The organism is Streptomyces sp. BB1-1-1 (assembly GCF_031597775.1).
Lineage (GTDB): Bacteria > Actinomycetota > Actinomycetes > Streptomycetales > Streptomycetaceae > Streptomyces > Streptomyces thinghirensis.
On record NZ_CP134203.1, the window covers coordinates 3,761,621 to 3,775,206 of the forward strand.

The window sequence follows — 13,586 nt, forward strand, 5'->3', positions numbered from 1 at the left end:
CGGCGAAGGGGCGCCCGGTGGGTTCACCGGACGCCCCTTCGTGGTGCCGTGGTACCAGCGGGGGTACTAGCGGGCCGCGTAGCCGAAGGCGGTGCCGGCCGGCGGGAGGCCGCCCTGCCCGGGCCGGTACACGGTGACCGGGGCGGTGGGCTCACCGAGGGTCACGTTGGACATCGGCAGAGCGTAGAGGGCGCCGGTGCTGCTCGGGCCGTACGGCATGCCGACGTACAGGTGGGTGCCGGTGAAGTGGATGCTGGAACCGAGCCGCTGGTCGGCTCCGGGGGCCCCGGGGATGCCGTCGCCGTCGCCGGACTCCACCCACTTGTCGTTGGCGCCGGGCGAGCCCAGCAGCGAGAAGACGTGCACGGCGCCGGCCTTCGGCACCGAGCCGAGTGCCTCGTCCGGAACACCGACGGCCACCTTCATGGTCGCCTCGGTGCTGACCGCCCGCGGTGCGGTGTTCACGGCCGTCAGGGTGGTGCCGAAGTGGTCACCGGCCTCGGACGTGCCGGACACGTCGTCGTCGCCGGTGCCCGAGGAGAGGCCGTTGAGCTGGGTGTAGGTGCCGGAGGCGGTGACGCGGAAGGTGAGGACGGCGCCGGTCTCCGCCTTGCTGACGCCATCCACGTTCAGGGCCTCGCCCGGCGTGCCGACCGCGAGGATGGACTCGTCGGCGGTCGCCGAGCCCGAGGGGCGGTAGGGGGCCAGGGCCAGGGCCGCGCCGAAGCGGTCTCCGACCTCGGCGCCGCCGGAGACCGTGTCCAGGTCCTGGTCGAGGCCGAAGAGCGGGGTGGGCCGCTTCTCGGAGTTCAGTTCGTGGGAGAAGACCACGAGGTTGCCGGCGGTGTTGTCGCCGTTGATGCTCTCGTCCGGGGCACCGATCGCGATGTGGTTGGCGTCGGCCGCGACGGAGGCGCCGAAGCCGTCGTTCGCCTGCACGGCACCCGGCACGCCCAGCTTGTCCTGGTGGACGGAGACGTTGGTGCCGCGGCTCACGTAGAACGCCTCGCCCGCCTTGGCGGCACCGCTGAGGCCCTCACCGGGCGTGCCGATCACCAGGAAGGGCTCGCCGGCGGCGGAGGTGCCGGCGGCGAGGGCCGCGCCCATGAGGTCGCCGGTCTCGGGGGTCGAGGCGGAGATGGAGCCGTTGCCGGTGGCCTGCTGGAAGTTGGTGTCCTTGGTCGCTCCTGTGCCCAGGCCGCCGGGGGCGCCGTGCAGGAGGTCGACCATTCCGGCGTCGACGGCGTCGCCGAGGTTCTCGCGGGGGGTGCCGACCAGCAGGTCGGTGCAGCCGTCCTGGTCGTAGTCGACGGTGGCGATGGCCTCGCCGAACTGGTCGTTGGCCTCCGAGCCGCCGCCCACCCAGCCGAGGTCCTGGGAGATCTCGGCGGTGCCCTTGCCCCCGCCGTACACGATCCGGACCAGGCCCGCCTTGGCGTCGCCGCCGACGGTGGCCTGCGGGTCGGCGACGGCTATGTCCTCGGCGCCGTCGCAGTTGAAGTCGGTGATGCGGTTGGCGCCGGTCTTGGAGCGCACCCAGGCGGCCAGGTCGTCGACGCGGGCGACGACTCCGCCGGTGCGGGTCTCGGTCTCGTCGATGCCGAAGCAGCCGCCCTGGTACGAGCGGCTGGCCAGGGCGACCAGCTGGTGTGTGCCGCCGGTGCGGACCAACGGGCCGCCGGTGTCCCCCATGCACGCGGAGGCGCCGTCCTCGCCGGTGACCACCGCGGTGGTGGCGGTGTCGGCGGCGTCCACGGAGAAGGTGCCGGTGTGCAGGTCGAGCGGTGCCCATTCGGTCCCGGTGCGGCCGTACCCGGCGAGTTTCAGGTCCTCGCCCGCGACGGGCGCGGACGTTGCCAGGGCGACCGGGGCCACGTTGGTGACGGGTCGGTTCAGCCGGGCCAGGACCACGTCACGGTCGGTGCGGGGCACGAGTTCGACGACTTCGCGGACCGCGCCCGTGGTGCTCGTCAGCTCCGCGCGGCCGATGGTCGCGGTGGTCTTCAGCGCGGGCTTGCCCGCGGGCACCGCGAGACTCTCCGCGGGGTTCTCGGCGAAGCAACTGGCCGCGGTGAGCAGCCATTCGGCATCGACCAGGACGCCGGAGCAGCCACGATCGTGGCCGCCCACGACCAGTTGCGCGGTGTACGCGTGGGTGGTGTCGCCCGCCGGGGTGGCGGGGCCGGTCACCGCGGCCGCGGGCGTCACCGACAGCGCGAGCGACCCGGCCGCCAGGGAAGCGCCGAGCGCGGCGAGGGGAAAGCGTCTGATGGAGTGCATGAAGGTCGTGTCCTCTGTTCCTGATGCTGTCGGCTACTTGACGGCGCGGATCTCGACGAGCAGGTGCTCGCGGCCCTGCTCGTCCACGCTCTCGCCGACGCCGGTCCAGGTGTTCTTCTCCAGGTCGAAGGACTTCTCCTCGTCACCCACGGTCATGTCGACCTGGGTGTCGTAGTCGTTGCCCTTCATGGAGTGGACCGCGGGCATCTCCAGGGTCAGCCAGCCGGAGTTCCCCACGACCTTGAAGCACACCACCTTGCCGGAGTTCCGCCGTGCCAGGACCTCGATGAAGCCCGTGCCGCTGGCGCAGTCCACCAGCGTGATGTGCCCGTCGCCACGCTTGAGCAGGATGCCCTGCTCGGCCAGGATCCGGTCCGCACCGGGGTAGTCGAAGTCCTCGACCGCGTAGCCGGGCGCCTCGTCGGCGACCGGTGACGCGGCGCTGGTCCGGGAGGGGGCGGGGTCGGTGAGCGCGCCCGACAGGGCCACCCACGCCAGGGCACCGGCGGCCGCCGCGGCGGCCAGAGTGCGCACGAGGAATCTCTTCCCCTGCTTTTTCTCCGTGAATTCCGAAGATTCGGTACGGGCCTTCATCGCGCTCCTAGAGTCGTCAGTCCCGTCCCCCGGCGAAACATTGCAGAAGAGCAGGGACGGCAATCCGATGACACGTCAGGCCAGATAGTGCCCTCGGCGACGAAACCGCCGGACAAGGGTTTCCACTTCGCCGTAACGCGCAAAGGAGAGACGGCTTGCACATGCCTCCGTGAAAGCCGCTCGCTCCCCATGCAATCCCGGCCCTTCACCTCCTGTCCACATAGCCAACCGTCCGAAAGTGGACGTAAGTTCGGCACAGAGCTGTGACTCCCGTCACCTCACCGGAAGGTTGTGATGGCAATTATGGGGAGTTCGTGAAGATCCACAACCCGAGTCCCATATGGTTCGGGCGTTTCCGCCCGAGGGGACTGCGCGGCGTTTACGGAGAAGTCGGATATCGCCTCGACCGGAGGCCGAAAAGTGGCGTTACGAGTGGCCCGCAACTCCCTTTTTTACGCTGGCAATTGACGACAACTAAGAAATATGAATGGCTAGGAGATCGCGTCACGACTGCTTTCCGTCGAGTGCCGCACGGCACTTACCTGGAGGACGACATTCCCATGGATACAGTGTTCTGGAGCCGGCGACGGCTGCTCGGCACCCTCGGCGCCGTCACGGCCGTCGCCGCCACCCCCGGGGTGGTGCTGACCCCACCGGCCCGCGCGGCGACGGCGACGGCGACGGCGACGGACGAACCGCCCAAGCCGTTCGAACTGCCGGACACCGAGCGGGCCGAGGTGGTCAGGGCATGGCTCACCGGCGGCAAGGCGACCAGGGCCGCCGCCGCGGACGCGCTGTACGGCACGGACGCCGATATCCGGACCTTCGTCACCACGACGCTCCCGAAGGTCGTGGCGGAGGACAACCGCGTCGCGGTCTCCTCCTATCTCGTCAGATCCGGAGTGGGGTTGCGCCGCGAGGCGTCCGCGGCCCTGGACGGTGGGGACAGTGCGGTGACCGCCTTCCTCGGCGGCGGCTTCAAGCCCGCACTGCTGGAAGACCTCCAGGTGGCCACGTCCACGGTCTCGGCCACCGGTGGCAAGGGGGTCAAGCGCGAGGCGTCCGCGGCCCTGGACGCCGGCACCGAGCAGGCCCTCACGGACTTCCTGACCACCGGCCGGTACATCGCCCGCGAGGAGGACCAGCGGGTACAGGTCTCCACCATGATGATGGCCGGTGGCCCGGAGGTGCAGAAGTACGCCAACCGGGCGCTCAGCGGCAGTCGCCAGGAGGTCGAGTGGTTCCTGGACACCGGACAGCACATCGCGCGCGCCCGCGACCAGGAGTCCTCGACGATCGAGGAACTGGTCGCCGTCGTGGAGCGCGAGGGCAAGCACGCCCAGGTGGAGACCGACCTCGCCGTCGAGGCGTCCGAACGTGCCAAGGCCGCCGCGGAGAAGGCGAAGGACGCGGCCGAGAAGGCCGCGGCGGAGGCCGACGCGGCCAAGGACGACGTGGCGAAGGCCGGTTCGGCGGCCCGCAAGGCGGCGAGCGCCGCCAAGGGCGCCGCGAAGGCCGCCCGTAACGCCATCGGCGCCTCGCAGGCCGCGGTCGCGGCCTCGCGCCGCGCCTCGTTCGCCGCGACCGCCGCGGCACAGGCCGCCGCCAACGCGGGCAGCGCCGCGGCGCACGCGTACAACGCGGCCATCGCCGCCTCCAAGGACAAGAACAAGGCCGAGGCGGCGAAGAACGCGGCCATCGCGGCACGCAACGGCGCCGCGCGTGCCCGTACCGCTGCCAGGGCCGCCGACTACGCGGCCACAGCGGCCTCGCAGGCGGCCGGAGCCGGTTCCGCCGCCGCCTCCGCCGCCCGCAACGCGGCCGCCGCCGCCAACGCCGCGGCACGGGCGGCCTCTTCCGCCGGTGTCGCCCAGTCCCAGGCCGCCGAGGCCAAGCGCCAGGCCGCGATCGCGAACAGCGCCGCGAACCGCGCCACCAACGCCGCCTCCACCGCGCAGGCCCTGGCCAACAAGGCGGCCTCAGCCGCCCGCACGGCACGCGATGCCGCCAACTCGGCGGCGGCGCACGCCGACAAAGCCGCCGACGCGGCCGAGGAAGCGGTCAAGTACGCGGGTCAGGCCCTCGACTACGCCAACAAGTCCACCGCGCACGCGGGCGAGGCGATCAAGGCCGCCGAGACCGCGACCCAGGCCGTCCTGGACGCCGAGGCCGTGCACCAGGCGGCCCAGGAGGCGGAGTTGGCGCGCCTGGAGGAGGACAGACAGGACGGCCTGGCGGAGGCCGCGCTGCTCGCCCGGCTGGAGGCGGAGGAACGGGCGGCACTGGCCAACCAGCGCACGCAGGACCAGCAGACCACGCAGGCCCTCAAGGACCAGGTCGCGAGCGCCGAGAAGGCGCTGGCGGACGGAGACCTGGGACTGGCCGCCACGCTGGGCCGCAAGGCGGCCATGGGCATGGCCGCCTCGAAGGGCTCCTGGTCGCGGGAGGCCGCCCAGTTCGCACTGGCCGGCACGGACGCCGACATCCATGCCTGGATCGACACCGACCGGTCCCTCGCCGAGGAGCAGGACGACCGGGAGACGACCCTGCACATGGCGGAGGTGGGCTCCCCCGACGTCGGAAACGCCGCCCACACGGCGCTGACGAGCCAGGCCGACGGCGCCGTGCGGGCCTTCCTGACCGACGGGCTGCTCCAGGCCGTGGCCGACGACCGCCGCGTCACCATCACCGGCATCCTCGCCGGCGAACCCGGGTCGGCCGTCAAGGCCGCGGCCAACGCCGCGCTCGACACGAACACGCCACAGGCGCTGCAGGACTTCTTCGACCGCACCTACCCCGAGGCGCTGCTGGACGACGACGGGGTCGCCACCTCGTCACTGCTCAGCTCCGGGGGCATCTACACCAAGGCGTACGCGCAGGTCGCCCTGGAGGGCCCGACGTGGATGCGGCGGAACTTCGTCACCCTCGTGAAGCACAAGTCGGCTCAGCTCGACTACGACTCCGCCACGCACATCGCCGCGATCAGTGGTGCGATCGCCGCGGCCGCGAAGATCGCCTACAAGGCGCAGGAGAACGCGGAACGCGCCTCGGAGGCGGCCGCGGAGGCGCGCGACGCGGCCGACCAGGCCAGGGACTGGGCGGACAAGGCGATCGCCTCGGCGAAGCGGGCCGACACGTACGCCGCGAAGGCGGACGCGTACGCCGATGACGCGGACAAGTCGGCCCAGGCCGCCCAGGCGTCCGCGGAGCGGGCGAAGACCGCGGCGGCGACGGCCCGCAAGGCGGGGCGCTCGGCCAACTACTCGGCGAACCGCGCCATCGACTCGGCGCGCAGCGCCGTGCGCTCCGCCTACAGCGCCCAGGCCTCGGCCAACAGCGCGCGCCAGTCCGCGATCGCCGCGGGCCAGGACGCGAGGACGGCGGCGGCCGCGGCCACCGACGCCCGCCGCATCGTCACTCAGAAGCGCAGGGCGGAGGCCGCGGAGGCCGCCCGCCGGGCCGCCGAGGCGGCCCAGCGGGCCAAGGACGAGGGGAGGAACCCGGCCGACAGCCCGACGCACGACAAGACCAACTCGGGCGGCAGCGAGGGCGACAAGGACGAGTGGTGGAACGACGCCAAGTTCTACGCCGACGCGTTCAACTGGATCAGCATCGGCTCCGGCTTCCTCGCCGCGGGCGCCGCCTTCATCGCGCCGTGGACCGGCCCGGCCGCACCGTTCGTCGCCGGCGCGGCGGCGGTCCTCGGCTGGGTCTCGCTGGGGTCGGCCGCGCTGAGCACGCTGTTCACGGGCATCGAGTACGGCTTCGACAGCTCCGAGTTCGCGGGCTCCCTGGTCGGAACCGGCCTGGGGCTGCTCACCTTCGGCCAGTCGAAGTGGATCGGGGCCACGCTGGACAGCGTGGTGTCGCCCGTCGCCAAGCGGGCCACACAGCTCGGCAGCGACATCATCTCGCCCATCACCGGTACGCTGGGTTCCCTTTTCGGGTGATCCCAGGACGAGGGCCGATCGCTGATCGCGGCCGGGGGTGAGGATGGGGGGACCGTCCTCGTCGGCCGGTCCCCCACCCCAGGCAGAAGGGCACCATGCTGACGTCCGTACCCATCGCATGGCTGTGGCTGCTGGCCGCGGCGTCCACCGCCCTGTCCAGCTGCCTCCTGGGCAGCTGGATACCCCTCCGGAAATTCCGTATCGCCTATCCGGTGACCATGGTCACCGGCGGAGCGGTCCTGGTCGTCGTCTGCCGGTTCCAGGGCTTCGGCCTGGCCGAGGCGCTCGTCATGTACTCAAGTGCCCACATCGGCCTGACGCTCGGCCTGCTCCCGCAGAGAGCGCTGTTCCGGGAGGTGTTCGAGCGGTGGCGCGAGGGCGAGCCCACGGATCACATCAAGATCCCGCGCGGCCACCAGGCCTTCCTGGCCTTGTGCGTGGTCGGTGTCCTGTTCGCCGGTTTCGCGCTGACCCGCTGACCTCGTAGGCGCGGGGCCGGCGGGGGAATCACTCGCGTCGTGCCCCGCACGGCAGGGGCGCCCTGCGTTCGCCGGGCGCCCCTGTCGTCGTGCGACGCGGTCTACTCGCCGAGCAGCCCCCGCACCCGCTCCTGCCCCACCGCCAGCAGCAGCGTGGGCAGGCGCGGGCCGGTGTCGCGGCCGACGAGCAGGTGGTACAGCAGCGCGAAGAAGGACCGCTGGGCGGTCTTGATCTCCGGCGGCAGTTCCTTCGGCGTGGCGTCGGCGGAGAAGCCGGCCTGGACCTTGGGCACGCCGTAGACGAGGTGGGTGAGCCCGTCCAGGGACCAGTGGTCGGCGAGTCCGTCGAGCAGCAGCCGCAGCGAGGCCCGGCCCTGTTCGTCGAGGGACTTCAGCAGTTCGGCGTCCGGCTCGGCGCGCACGATGGTGCGCTGGTCGGCGGGGACGTGGGTGTTGATCCACGCCTCGGCCTTGTCGTACCGCGGCCGGGCCTCCTCGAGCCCGCCCAGCGGGTCGGCCGGGTCCAGCTCGCTGAGGATGCGCAGCGCCTGGTCCTCGTGTCCGGCGGTGATGTCGGCGACGGAGGCGAGTGTGCGGTACGGCAGCGGCCTGGGCGTCCTCGGCAGCTCGCCGGCGGCCGTGCGGACGGCCCGCGAGTGGGCGGCGACGTCGGCGGGCAGGGCGCTGCCGTCGGCGACCTTGGCGTCGAGGCGGTCCCACTCGTCGTAGAGCCGCTGGATCTCCTGGTCGAAGGCGATCTTGAAGGACTGGTTGGGCCGGCGGCGGGCGTACAGCCAGCGCAGGAGCTGCGGCTCCATGATCTGGAGCGCGTCGGCCGGGGTGGGCACGCCGCCCTTGGACGAGGACATCTTGGCCATGCCGCTGATGCCGACGAAGGCGTACATCGGCCCGATCGGCTGCTCGCCGCCGAAGATGCCGACGATCTGCCCGCCGACCTGGAACGACGAGCCGGGAGACGAGTGGTCGACACCGCTCGGCTCGAAGATCACGCCCTCGTAGGCCCAGCGCATCGGCCAGTCGACCTTCCAGACCAGCTTGCCGCGGTTGAACTCGCTGAGCCGCACCGTCTCGGAGAAGCCGCACTCGGTGCAGGCGTAGGTCAGCTCGGTCGAGTCGTCGTCGTAGGAGGTGACCGTGGTGAGGTCCTTCTCGCAGTTGCCGCAGTACGGCTTGTACGGGAAGTATCCGGCGGCCGAGCCCGAGCCGTCGTCCTCGGCGGCGGCGCCGGAGCCCTCCGCGGCCTCCAGCTCGGCCTCGTCGACGGGCTTCTGCGACTTCTTCGCGGGAGCCTTCTTGGTCCGGTACTGGGCGAGGATCGCGTCGATGTCCCGCCGGTGCTTCATGGCGTGCAGGATCTGCTCGCGGTAGACACCGGAGGTGTACTGCGCGGTCTGGCTGATCCCGTCGAACTCCACGCCCATCTCGGCGAGCGAGGCGGTCATCGCGGCCTTGAAGTGCTCGGCCCAGTTCGGGTGCGCGGAGCCCTTCGGGGCCGGGACGGAGGTGAGGGGCTTGCCGATGTGCTCGGCCCACGACTCGTCCACCCCGGAGATGCCGGCCGGCACCTTGCGGTAGCGGTCGTAGTCGTCCCAGGAGATGAGGTGCCGCACCTGGTGGCCCCGGCGGCGGACCTCGTCGGCGACCAGGTGCGGGGTCATGACCTCGCGCAGGTTGCCCAGGTGGATGGGACCGGACGGGGAGAGTCCGGACGCGACGACGACGGGTTTGCCCGGGGCACGGCGCTCCGACTCGGCGATGACCTCGTCCGCGAAACGGGAGACCCAGTCGGTGGTCTCTGTGCTCTGAGCCACGATCGGCACGTCCTCTTCCCTGAAAGTTCTGCTGAGCAGCCGGACGGTCGCACGGCTGACCGCTCCATTCTCCCAGCCCGGCCCGCATCCGCGAAAACCGCTTTTCACCAGCGCCCCGAAGGGGCGCAGGGCTGTGCCGGTCCGGGGCCAAAAACCGCTTCCCCACCCGTGGGATACTGACCAGGTCTATCTGAACCCACGAGGAGAACGGCACCCACTCCTATGGCCTCGGTCGCGTCGCTCACCGATCTCGTCAACCAGCAGCTGACGTCCGCCCTCTCCGCCGCCCGGCCGGAGGCATCCGCGGACCCGCTGCTGCGACGCAGCGACCGGGCGGACTACCAGGCCAACGGCATCCTCGCCCTGGCCAAGAAGGCGAAGGCGAATCCGCGGGAGCTGGCGACCGAGGCCGTCTCGCACATCGTCACCGGCGATCTGATCAAGGACGTCGAGGTCTCCGGGCCCGGCTTCCTGAACATCACGATCGGCGACCGGGCGATCACCGGGAACCTCGCCGCGCGGTACGCGGACGACACCGGCCGCCTCGGCGTCCCGCACGCCGAGCACCCCGGCACCACGGTGATCGACTACGCCCAGCCGAACGTGGCGAAGGAGATGCACGTCGGCCACCTGCGCTCCGCGGTGATCGGCGACTCGGTCGCCCAGCTGCTGGAGTTCACCGGCGAGAGCGTCGTGCGCCGGCACCACATCGGCGACTGGGGCACCCAGTTCGGCATGCTCATCCAGTACCTGGAGGAGCACCCGCACGAGCTGGACCACGAGGCCGGCGAGGTGAGCGGCGAGGAGGCGATGTCCAACCTCGACCGCCTCTACAAGGCCGCGCGCAGGCACTTCGACTCCGACGAGGAGTTCAAGACGCGGGCGCGGCGCCGGGTGGTCGACCTCCAGGCCGGGGACCCGAAGACGCTCGCCGCGTGGCAGAAGTTCGTCGACGAGTCGAAGATCTACTTCTTCTCCGTCTTCGAGAAGCTGGACATGGAGATCCGCGACGCCGACATCGTCGGCGAGTCCGGCTACAACGACATGCTGGCCGAGACCTGCCGGCTGCTGGAGGAGTCGGGCGTCGCCGTCCGCTCCGAGGGCGCGCTGTGCGTCTTCTTCGAGGACGTCAAGGGCCCGGACGGCAACCAGGTCCCGCTGATCGTGCAGAAGTCGGACGGCGGCTACGGCTACGCGGCCACCGACCTCTCCGCGATCCGCGACCGCGTCTTCAACCTGAAGGCGGACACGCTGCTGTACGTGGTCGACGCCCGCCAGTCCCTGCACTTCAAGATGGTCTTCGAGACCGCCCGCCGGGCCGGCTGGCTGAACGAGGACGTGACGGCGCAGCAGTTGGCCTTCGGCACGGTCCTCGGCAAGGACGGCAAGCCGTTCAAGACCCGTGCGGGTGAGACGGTCCGCCTGGTCGACCTCCTCGACGAGGCGATCGACCGCGCGTCCGCCGTCGTCCGGGAGAAGGCGCAGGACCTGTCCGAGCAGGAGATCGCCGAGCGGGGCACCCAGGTGGGCATCGGCGCGGTGAAGTACGCGGACCTGTCGACGTCGGCGAACCGGGACTACAAGTTCGACCTGGACCAGATGGTCTCGCTGAACGGCGACACGTCCGTCTACCTCCAGTACGCCTACGCCCGGATCCAGTCGATCCTGCGCAAGGCCGGCGACGTACGCCCCGGGGCCCACCCGGAGCTGGAGCTGCACGAGGCGGAGCGCGCCCTCGGCCTGCACCTCGACGCCTTCGCGGAGACGGTGGCGGAGGCGGCCCGCGAGTACGCCCCGCACAAGCTGACGGCGTACCTCTACCAGCTGGCGTCCCTGTTCACGTCGTTCTACGACAAGTGCCCGGTGATCAAGCCGGCGCCGCCGCGGGACGTGGCGGAGAACCGCCTGTTCCTGTCCGACGTCACGGCCCAGACGCTGCACAGGGGCATGGCCCTGCTGGGCATCCGGACCCCCGAGCGGCTCTGACCCCTCGGCCCCCCGGCCGCCGTCACCTCAGTAGCGTCAGGCCCTCGGGCACGTCGATGCCGAAGTCCGCCGCCAGCACCCGGCGGGCTTCGGCCAGGTGGCGTCCGTGGGCTGTCAGGCATGGCCTCACCGTATGTGCGGGTGCGGCGTCCCCGCCTCGGCTCTTGGACCTGGGCCGGGGGCCTACGACTCCCGCGACGCCTCCCGCAGTCCCTCGCCCAGTCGCCGCAGTCCCTCCGCGATCTCGTCCGGCGTCTGCGTGACGAAGCACAGCCGCAGCGTGGCGCGGTCGGGTGCACCGGCGTGGAAGGGGGCGCCGGGGACGTACGCGACGTCGTGCCGGACCACTCCGGGGAGCAGGGCCGTGGTGTCGTACCGCTCCGGCAGGCGCGCCCACAGGAACATGCCTCCCTCGGGGCGGGTCCACGCCGACCCCGCCGGGAGCGCGTCCGCCAGCCCCGCGAGCATGGCGTCCCGGCGTGCGCCGTAGGCGGCGGCGACGCGCGTGACGTGCGCGTCCAGGTCCCGGTCGGCCAGGTACCGGGCGGCGGCGAGCTGGTTGACGGTCGGGGTGTGCAGGTCGGCGGCCTGCTTGGCCACCGCGCAGGCCCGGCGCAGTTCGGCGGGCCCCCGCAGCCAGCCGAGGCGCAGGCCGGGTGCCATGACCTTGGAGAAGGACCCGAGCAGGACGGTCCGGTCCCGGGCCCCGTCGTAGGAGGCGATCCACGGCACCCGCTCGCCCTCGAAGCGCAGCTCGCCGTACGGGTCGTCCTCGACGATCCACAGCCCGCACCGGCCGGCGACCTCGGCCACGGCGGCACGGCGGGCGGCCGGCATGGTGCGGCCGGTGGGGTTCTGGAAGGTGGGGACCGTGTAGAGCAGCTTGGGGCGCTCGCGCAGCACCAGTTCCGCCAGCGCCTCGGGGTCGATCCCGTCCTCGTCCCCGGGCACGGCGACGACCCGTGCGCCCGCGAAGCCGAAGGCCTGGAGCGCGGCCAGGTAGCAGGGGCTCTCGACGAGGACGGTGTCGCCGGGTTCGAGCAGGGCGGTGGCGAGCAGCGACAGCGCCTGCTGCGAGCCGGTGGTGACGAGGATGTCGTCGGCGTCGGTGTCCAGTCCGCGCGCGGAGGTGCGGGCGGCGAGCGCGGCCCGCAGGACGGGCTCGCCCTCGGTGGTGGAGTACTGCAGCGCCCGCGCCGGCACCTCGGCGAGGACGTCCCGGTACGCGGCGGCGACGCCCTCCGCGTCGAACAGCTCCGGGGCCGGCAGCCCGCCCGCGAAGTTGATCACCTCGGGGCGGGCGGTGACGGCGAGGATGTCCCGTACGGGCGAACCGCCGATCGACCGGGTCCGCGCGGCGAGCGGCGGCAGGGCGGCGGACGGGGCGGGCGCGTTCTCAGTCACGGTCATGCCCGCACCCTAAGTAAGTACGTGCCGTTTACAGGCGACTTTCCGCGATCCGGACACCCGTGCGACCGCCGGGCCGTCAGCCCTTGACGGCAAGGCCCCCGTACACGTTGATGTCGGCGTCCGTGACGTCGTTGATGTCCTTGTAGCGGACCTTCTCGATGTCGTCGAGACCCGCGAGGTAGGACTCCTCGGGCTGCTCGGGCACCGGCGCCGCGTGGTCCGGACGCCAGTGGTGCACCGGTACGACACCCGGCTCGGCGAGCTCCAGCCCGGTCTCCGTGAAGAAGCGCTCGACGTCCTTGCGGGAGCGCAGCACGAAGGTGAAGCCCCGCTCGGTGTACGTCCGCTGGACCGCGCGGATGTTCTCCGGGTTGAGGTCCTCGGTGAGGTGGCTGAGGACGAGCCGGCTGCCGGCGGGCAGCGCGTCCATCAGCTCGCGGACGATCGGGTACGCCTCCTCGTCCTCGACGAAGTGCAGGACGGCGACGAGGCAGAGGGCGACCGGCCGGTCGAAGTCGAGGGTCCGCGCGGCCTGTTCGAGGATCCGCGCCGGGCTCTTCAGGTCGGCGTCGACGTAGTCCGTACGTCCCTCGGGACCGCTGGTGAGCAGGGCACGGGCGTGGGCGAGGACGACCGGGTCGTTGTCGACGTAGACCACCCTCGACTCGGGTGCGGTGCGCTGGGCGATCTGGTGCACGTTCTCCGCCGTCGGCAGGCCGGTGCCGATGTCGAGGAACTGGCGGATGCCGTGCTCCTCGGCCAGCGTGGTGACCGCGCGGCGCAGGAAGTCGCGGTTGTGCCGTACATCCAGGTAGCCGCGCGGGTTGGCGGCGAGCCCGGCGGCGGCCGCGTCGCGGTCCGCGGGGTAGTGGTCCTTGCCGCCGAGGAAGACGTCGTAGACACGGGCCGGGTGCGCCTTGCTGCTGTCGATCCTCCTTCTCAGCTCCGCGGGGTCCTGGCTGAGGGCGTCACCGGGCATGGGCGTCTCCTGACGAAGAGAACCGGAGTGGTGGCCAACAACCTAGCCCCAGCCACGACTTGGCGGCGATGCGGCG

8 protein-coding genes are annotated in these 13,586 nt (G+C 71.8%); 3 read left to right on the forward strand and 5 right to left on the reverse strand.

Translation table 11 applies throughout. From position 1 onward, the window contains the following. Positions 1 to 66 precede the first annotated feature (66 nt). Together RI578_RS17300 and RI578_RS17305 are read right to left on the reverse strand one after the other, a co-directional pair. On the reverse strand, positions 67 to 2,280 hold the full coding sequence (locus tag RI578_RS17300) for a trypsin-like serine protease (RefSeq protein ID WP_310871911.1): 2,214 nt from the start codon (positions 2,278 to 2,280) through the stop codon (positions 67 to 69). A 33-nt stretch (positions 2,281 to 2,313) separates the two neighbouring features. Beyond that, a complete protein-coding gene (locus tag RI578_RS17305; RefSeq protein ID WP_310871912.1) occupies positions 2,314 to 2,814 on the reverse strand; it encodes a hypothetical protein in 501 nt (166 codons plus the stop codon). Between the two features lie 620 nt (positions 2,815 to 3,434). On the opposite strand from RI578_RS17305, the gene RI578_RS17310 reads away from it, so the two are divergent. Further along, positions 3,435 to 6,824 (forward strand): ALF repeat-containing protein, encoded by a 3,390-nt coding sequence (locus tag RI578_RS17310; RefSeq protein ID WP_310871913.1) that lies wholly within the window; start codon positions 3,435 to 3,437, stop codon positions 6,822 to 6,824. 95 nt (positions 6,825 to 6,919) lie between these two features. Next, positions 6,920 to 7,303, forward strand: coding sequence for a hypothetical protein (locus RI578_RS17315; protein WP_310871914.1), 384 nt, complete (start codon positions 6,920 to 6,922; stop codon positions 7,301 to 7,303). A gap of 101 nt (positions 7,304 to 7,404) precedes the next feature. Here the strand turns inward: RI578_RS17315 and lysS are convergent, their stop codons facing one another. Next, positions 7,405 to 9,144: a lysine--tRNA ligase gene (gene lysS, locus RI578_RS17320; RefSeq protein ID WP_310871915.1), complete on the reverse strand. Its 1,740-nt coding sequence runs from the start codon at positions 9,142 to 9,144 to the stop codon at positions 7,405 to 7,407. 213 nt (positions 9,145 to 9,357) lie between these two features. Between lysS and argS the strand changes: the two genes are divergently transcribed. Continuing rightward, on the forward strand, positions 9,358 to 11,121 hold the full coding sequence (gene argS / locus RI578_RS17325; RefSeq protein WP_310871916.1) for an arginine--tRNA ligase: 1,764 nt from the start codon (positions 9,358 to 9,360) through the stop codon (positions 11,119 to 11,121). Positions 11,122 to 11,304: 183 nt separating this feature from the next. Here argS and RI578_RS17330 read toward each other — a convergent pair whose 3' ends face one another. Both RI578_RS17330 and RI578_RS17335 read right to left on the reverse strand, forming a co-directional pair. Then, positions 11,305 to 12,531, reverse strand: a complete 1,227-nt coding sequence (locus tag RI578_RS17330; RefSeq protein ID WP_310871917.1) for a PLP-dependent aminotransferase family protein — start codon at positions 12,529 to 12,531, stop codon at positions 11,305 to 11,307. Between the two features lie 76 nt (positions 12,532 to 12,607). Further along, positions 12,608 to 13,510: an SAM-dependent methyltransferase gene (locus RI578_RS17335; RefSeq protein WP_310871918.1), complete on the reverse strand. Its 903-nt coding sequence runs from the start codon at positions 13,508 to 13,510 to the stop codon at positions 12,608 to 12,610. Positions 13,511 to 13,586 lie beyond the last annotated feature (76 nt).

Coding starts and splice junctions, on each gene's coding strand:
- RI578_RS17300 (WP_310871911.1), bottom strand. CDS start 2,280: ATGCACTCCATCAGACGCTTTCCCCTCGCCGCGCTCGGCGCTTCCCTG.
- argS (WP_310871916.1), top strand. CDS start 9,358: ATGGCCTCGGTCGCGTCGCTCACCGATCTCGTCAACCAGCAGCTGACG.
- RI578_RS17330 (WP_310871917.1), bottom strand. CDS start 12,531: ATGACCGTGACTGAGAACGCGCCCGCCCCGTCCGCCGCCCTGCCGCCG.
- RI578_RS17335 (WP_310871918.1), bottom strand. CDS start 13,510: ATGCCCGGTGACGCCCTCAGCCAGGACCCCGCGGAGCTGAGAAGGAGG.
- RI578_RS17315 (WP_310871914.1), top strand. CDS start 6,920: ATGCTGACGTCCGTACCCATCGCATGGCTGTGGCTGCTGGCCGCGGCG.
- RI578_RS17310 (WP_310871913.1), top strand. CDS start 3,435: ATGGATACAGTGTTCTGGAGCCGGCGACGGCTGCTCGGCACCCTCGGC.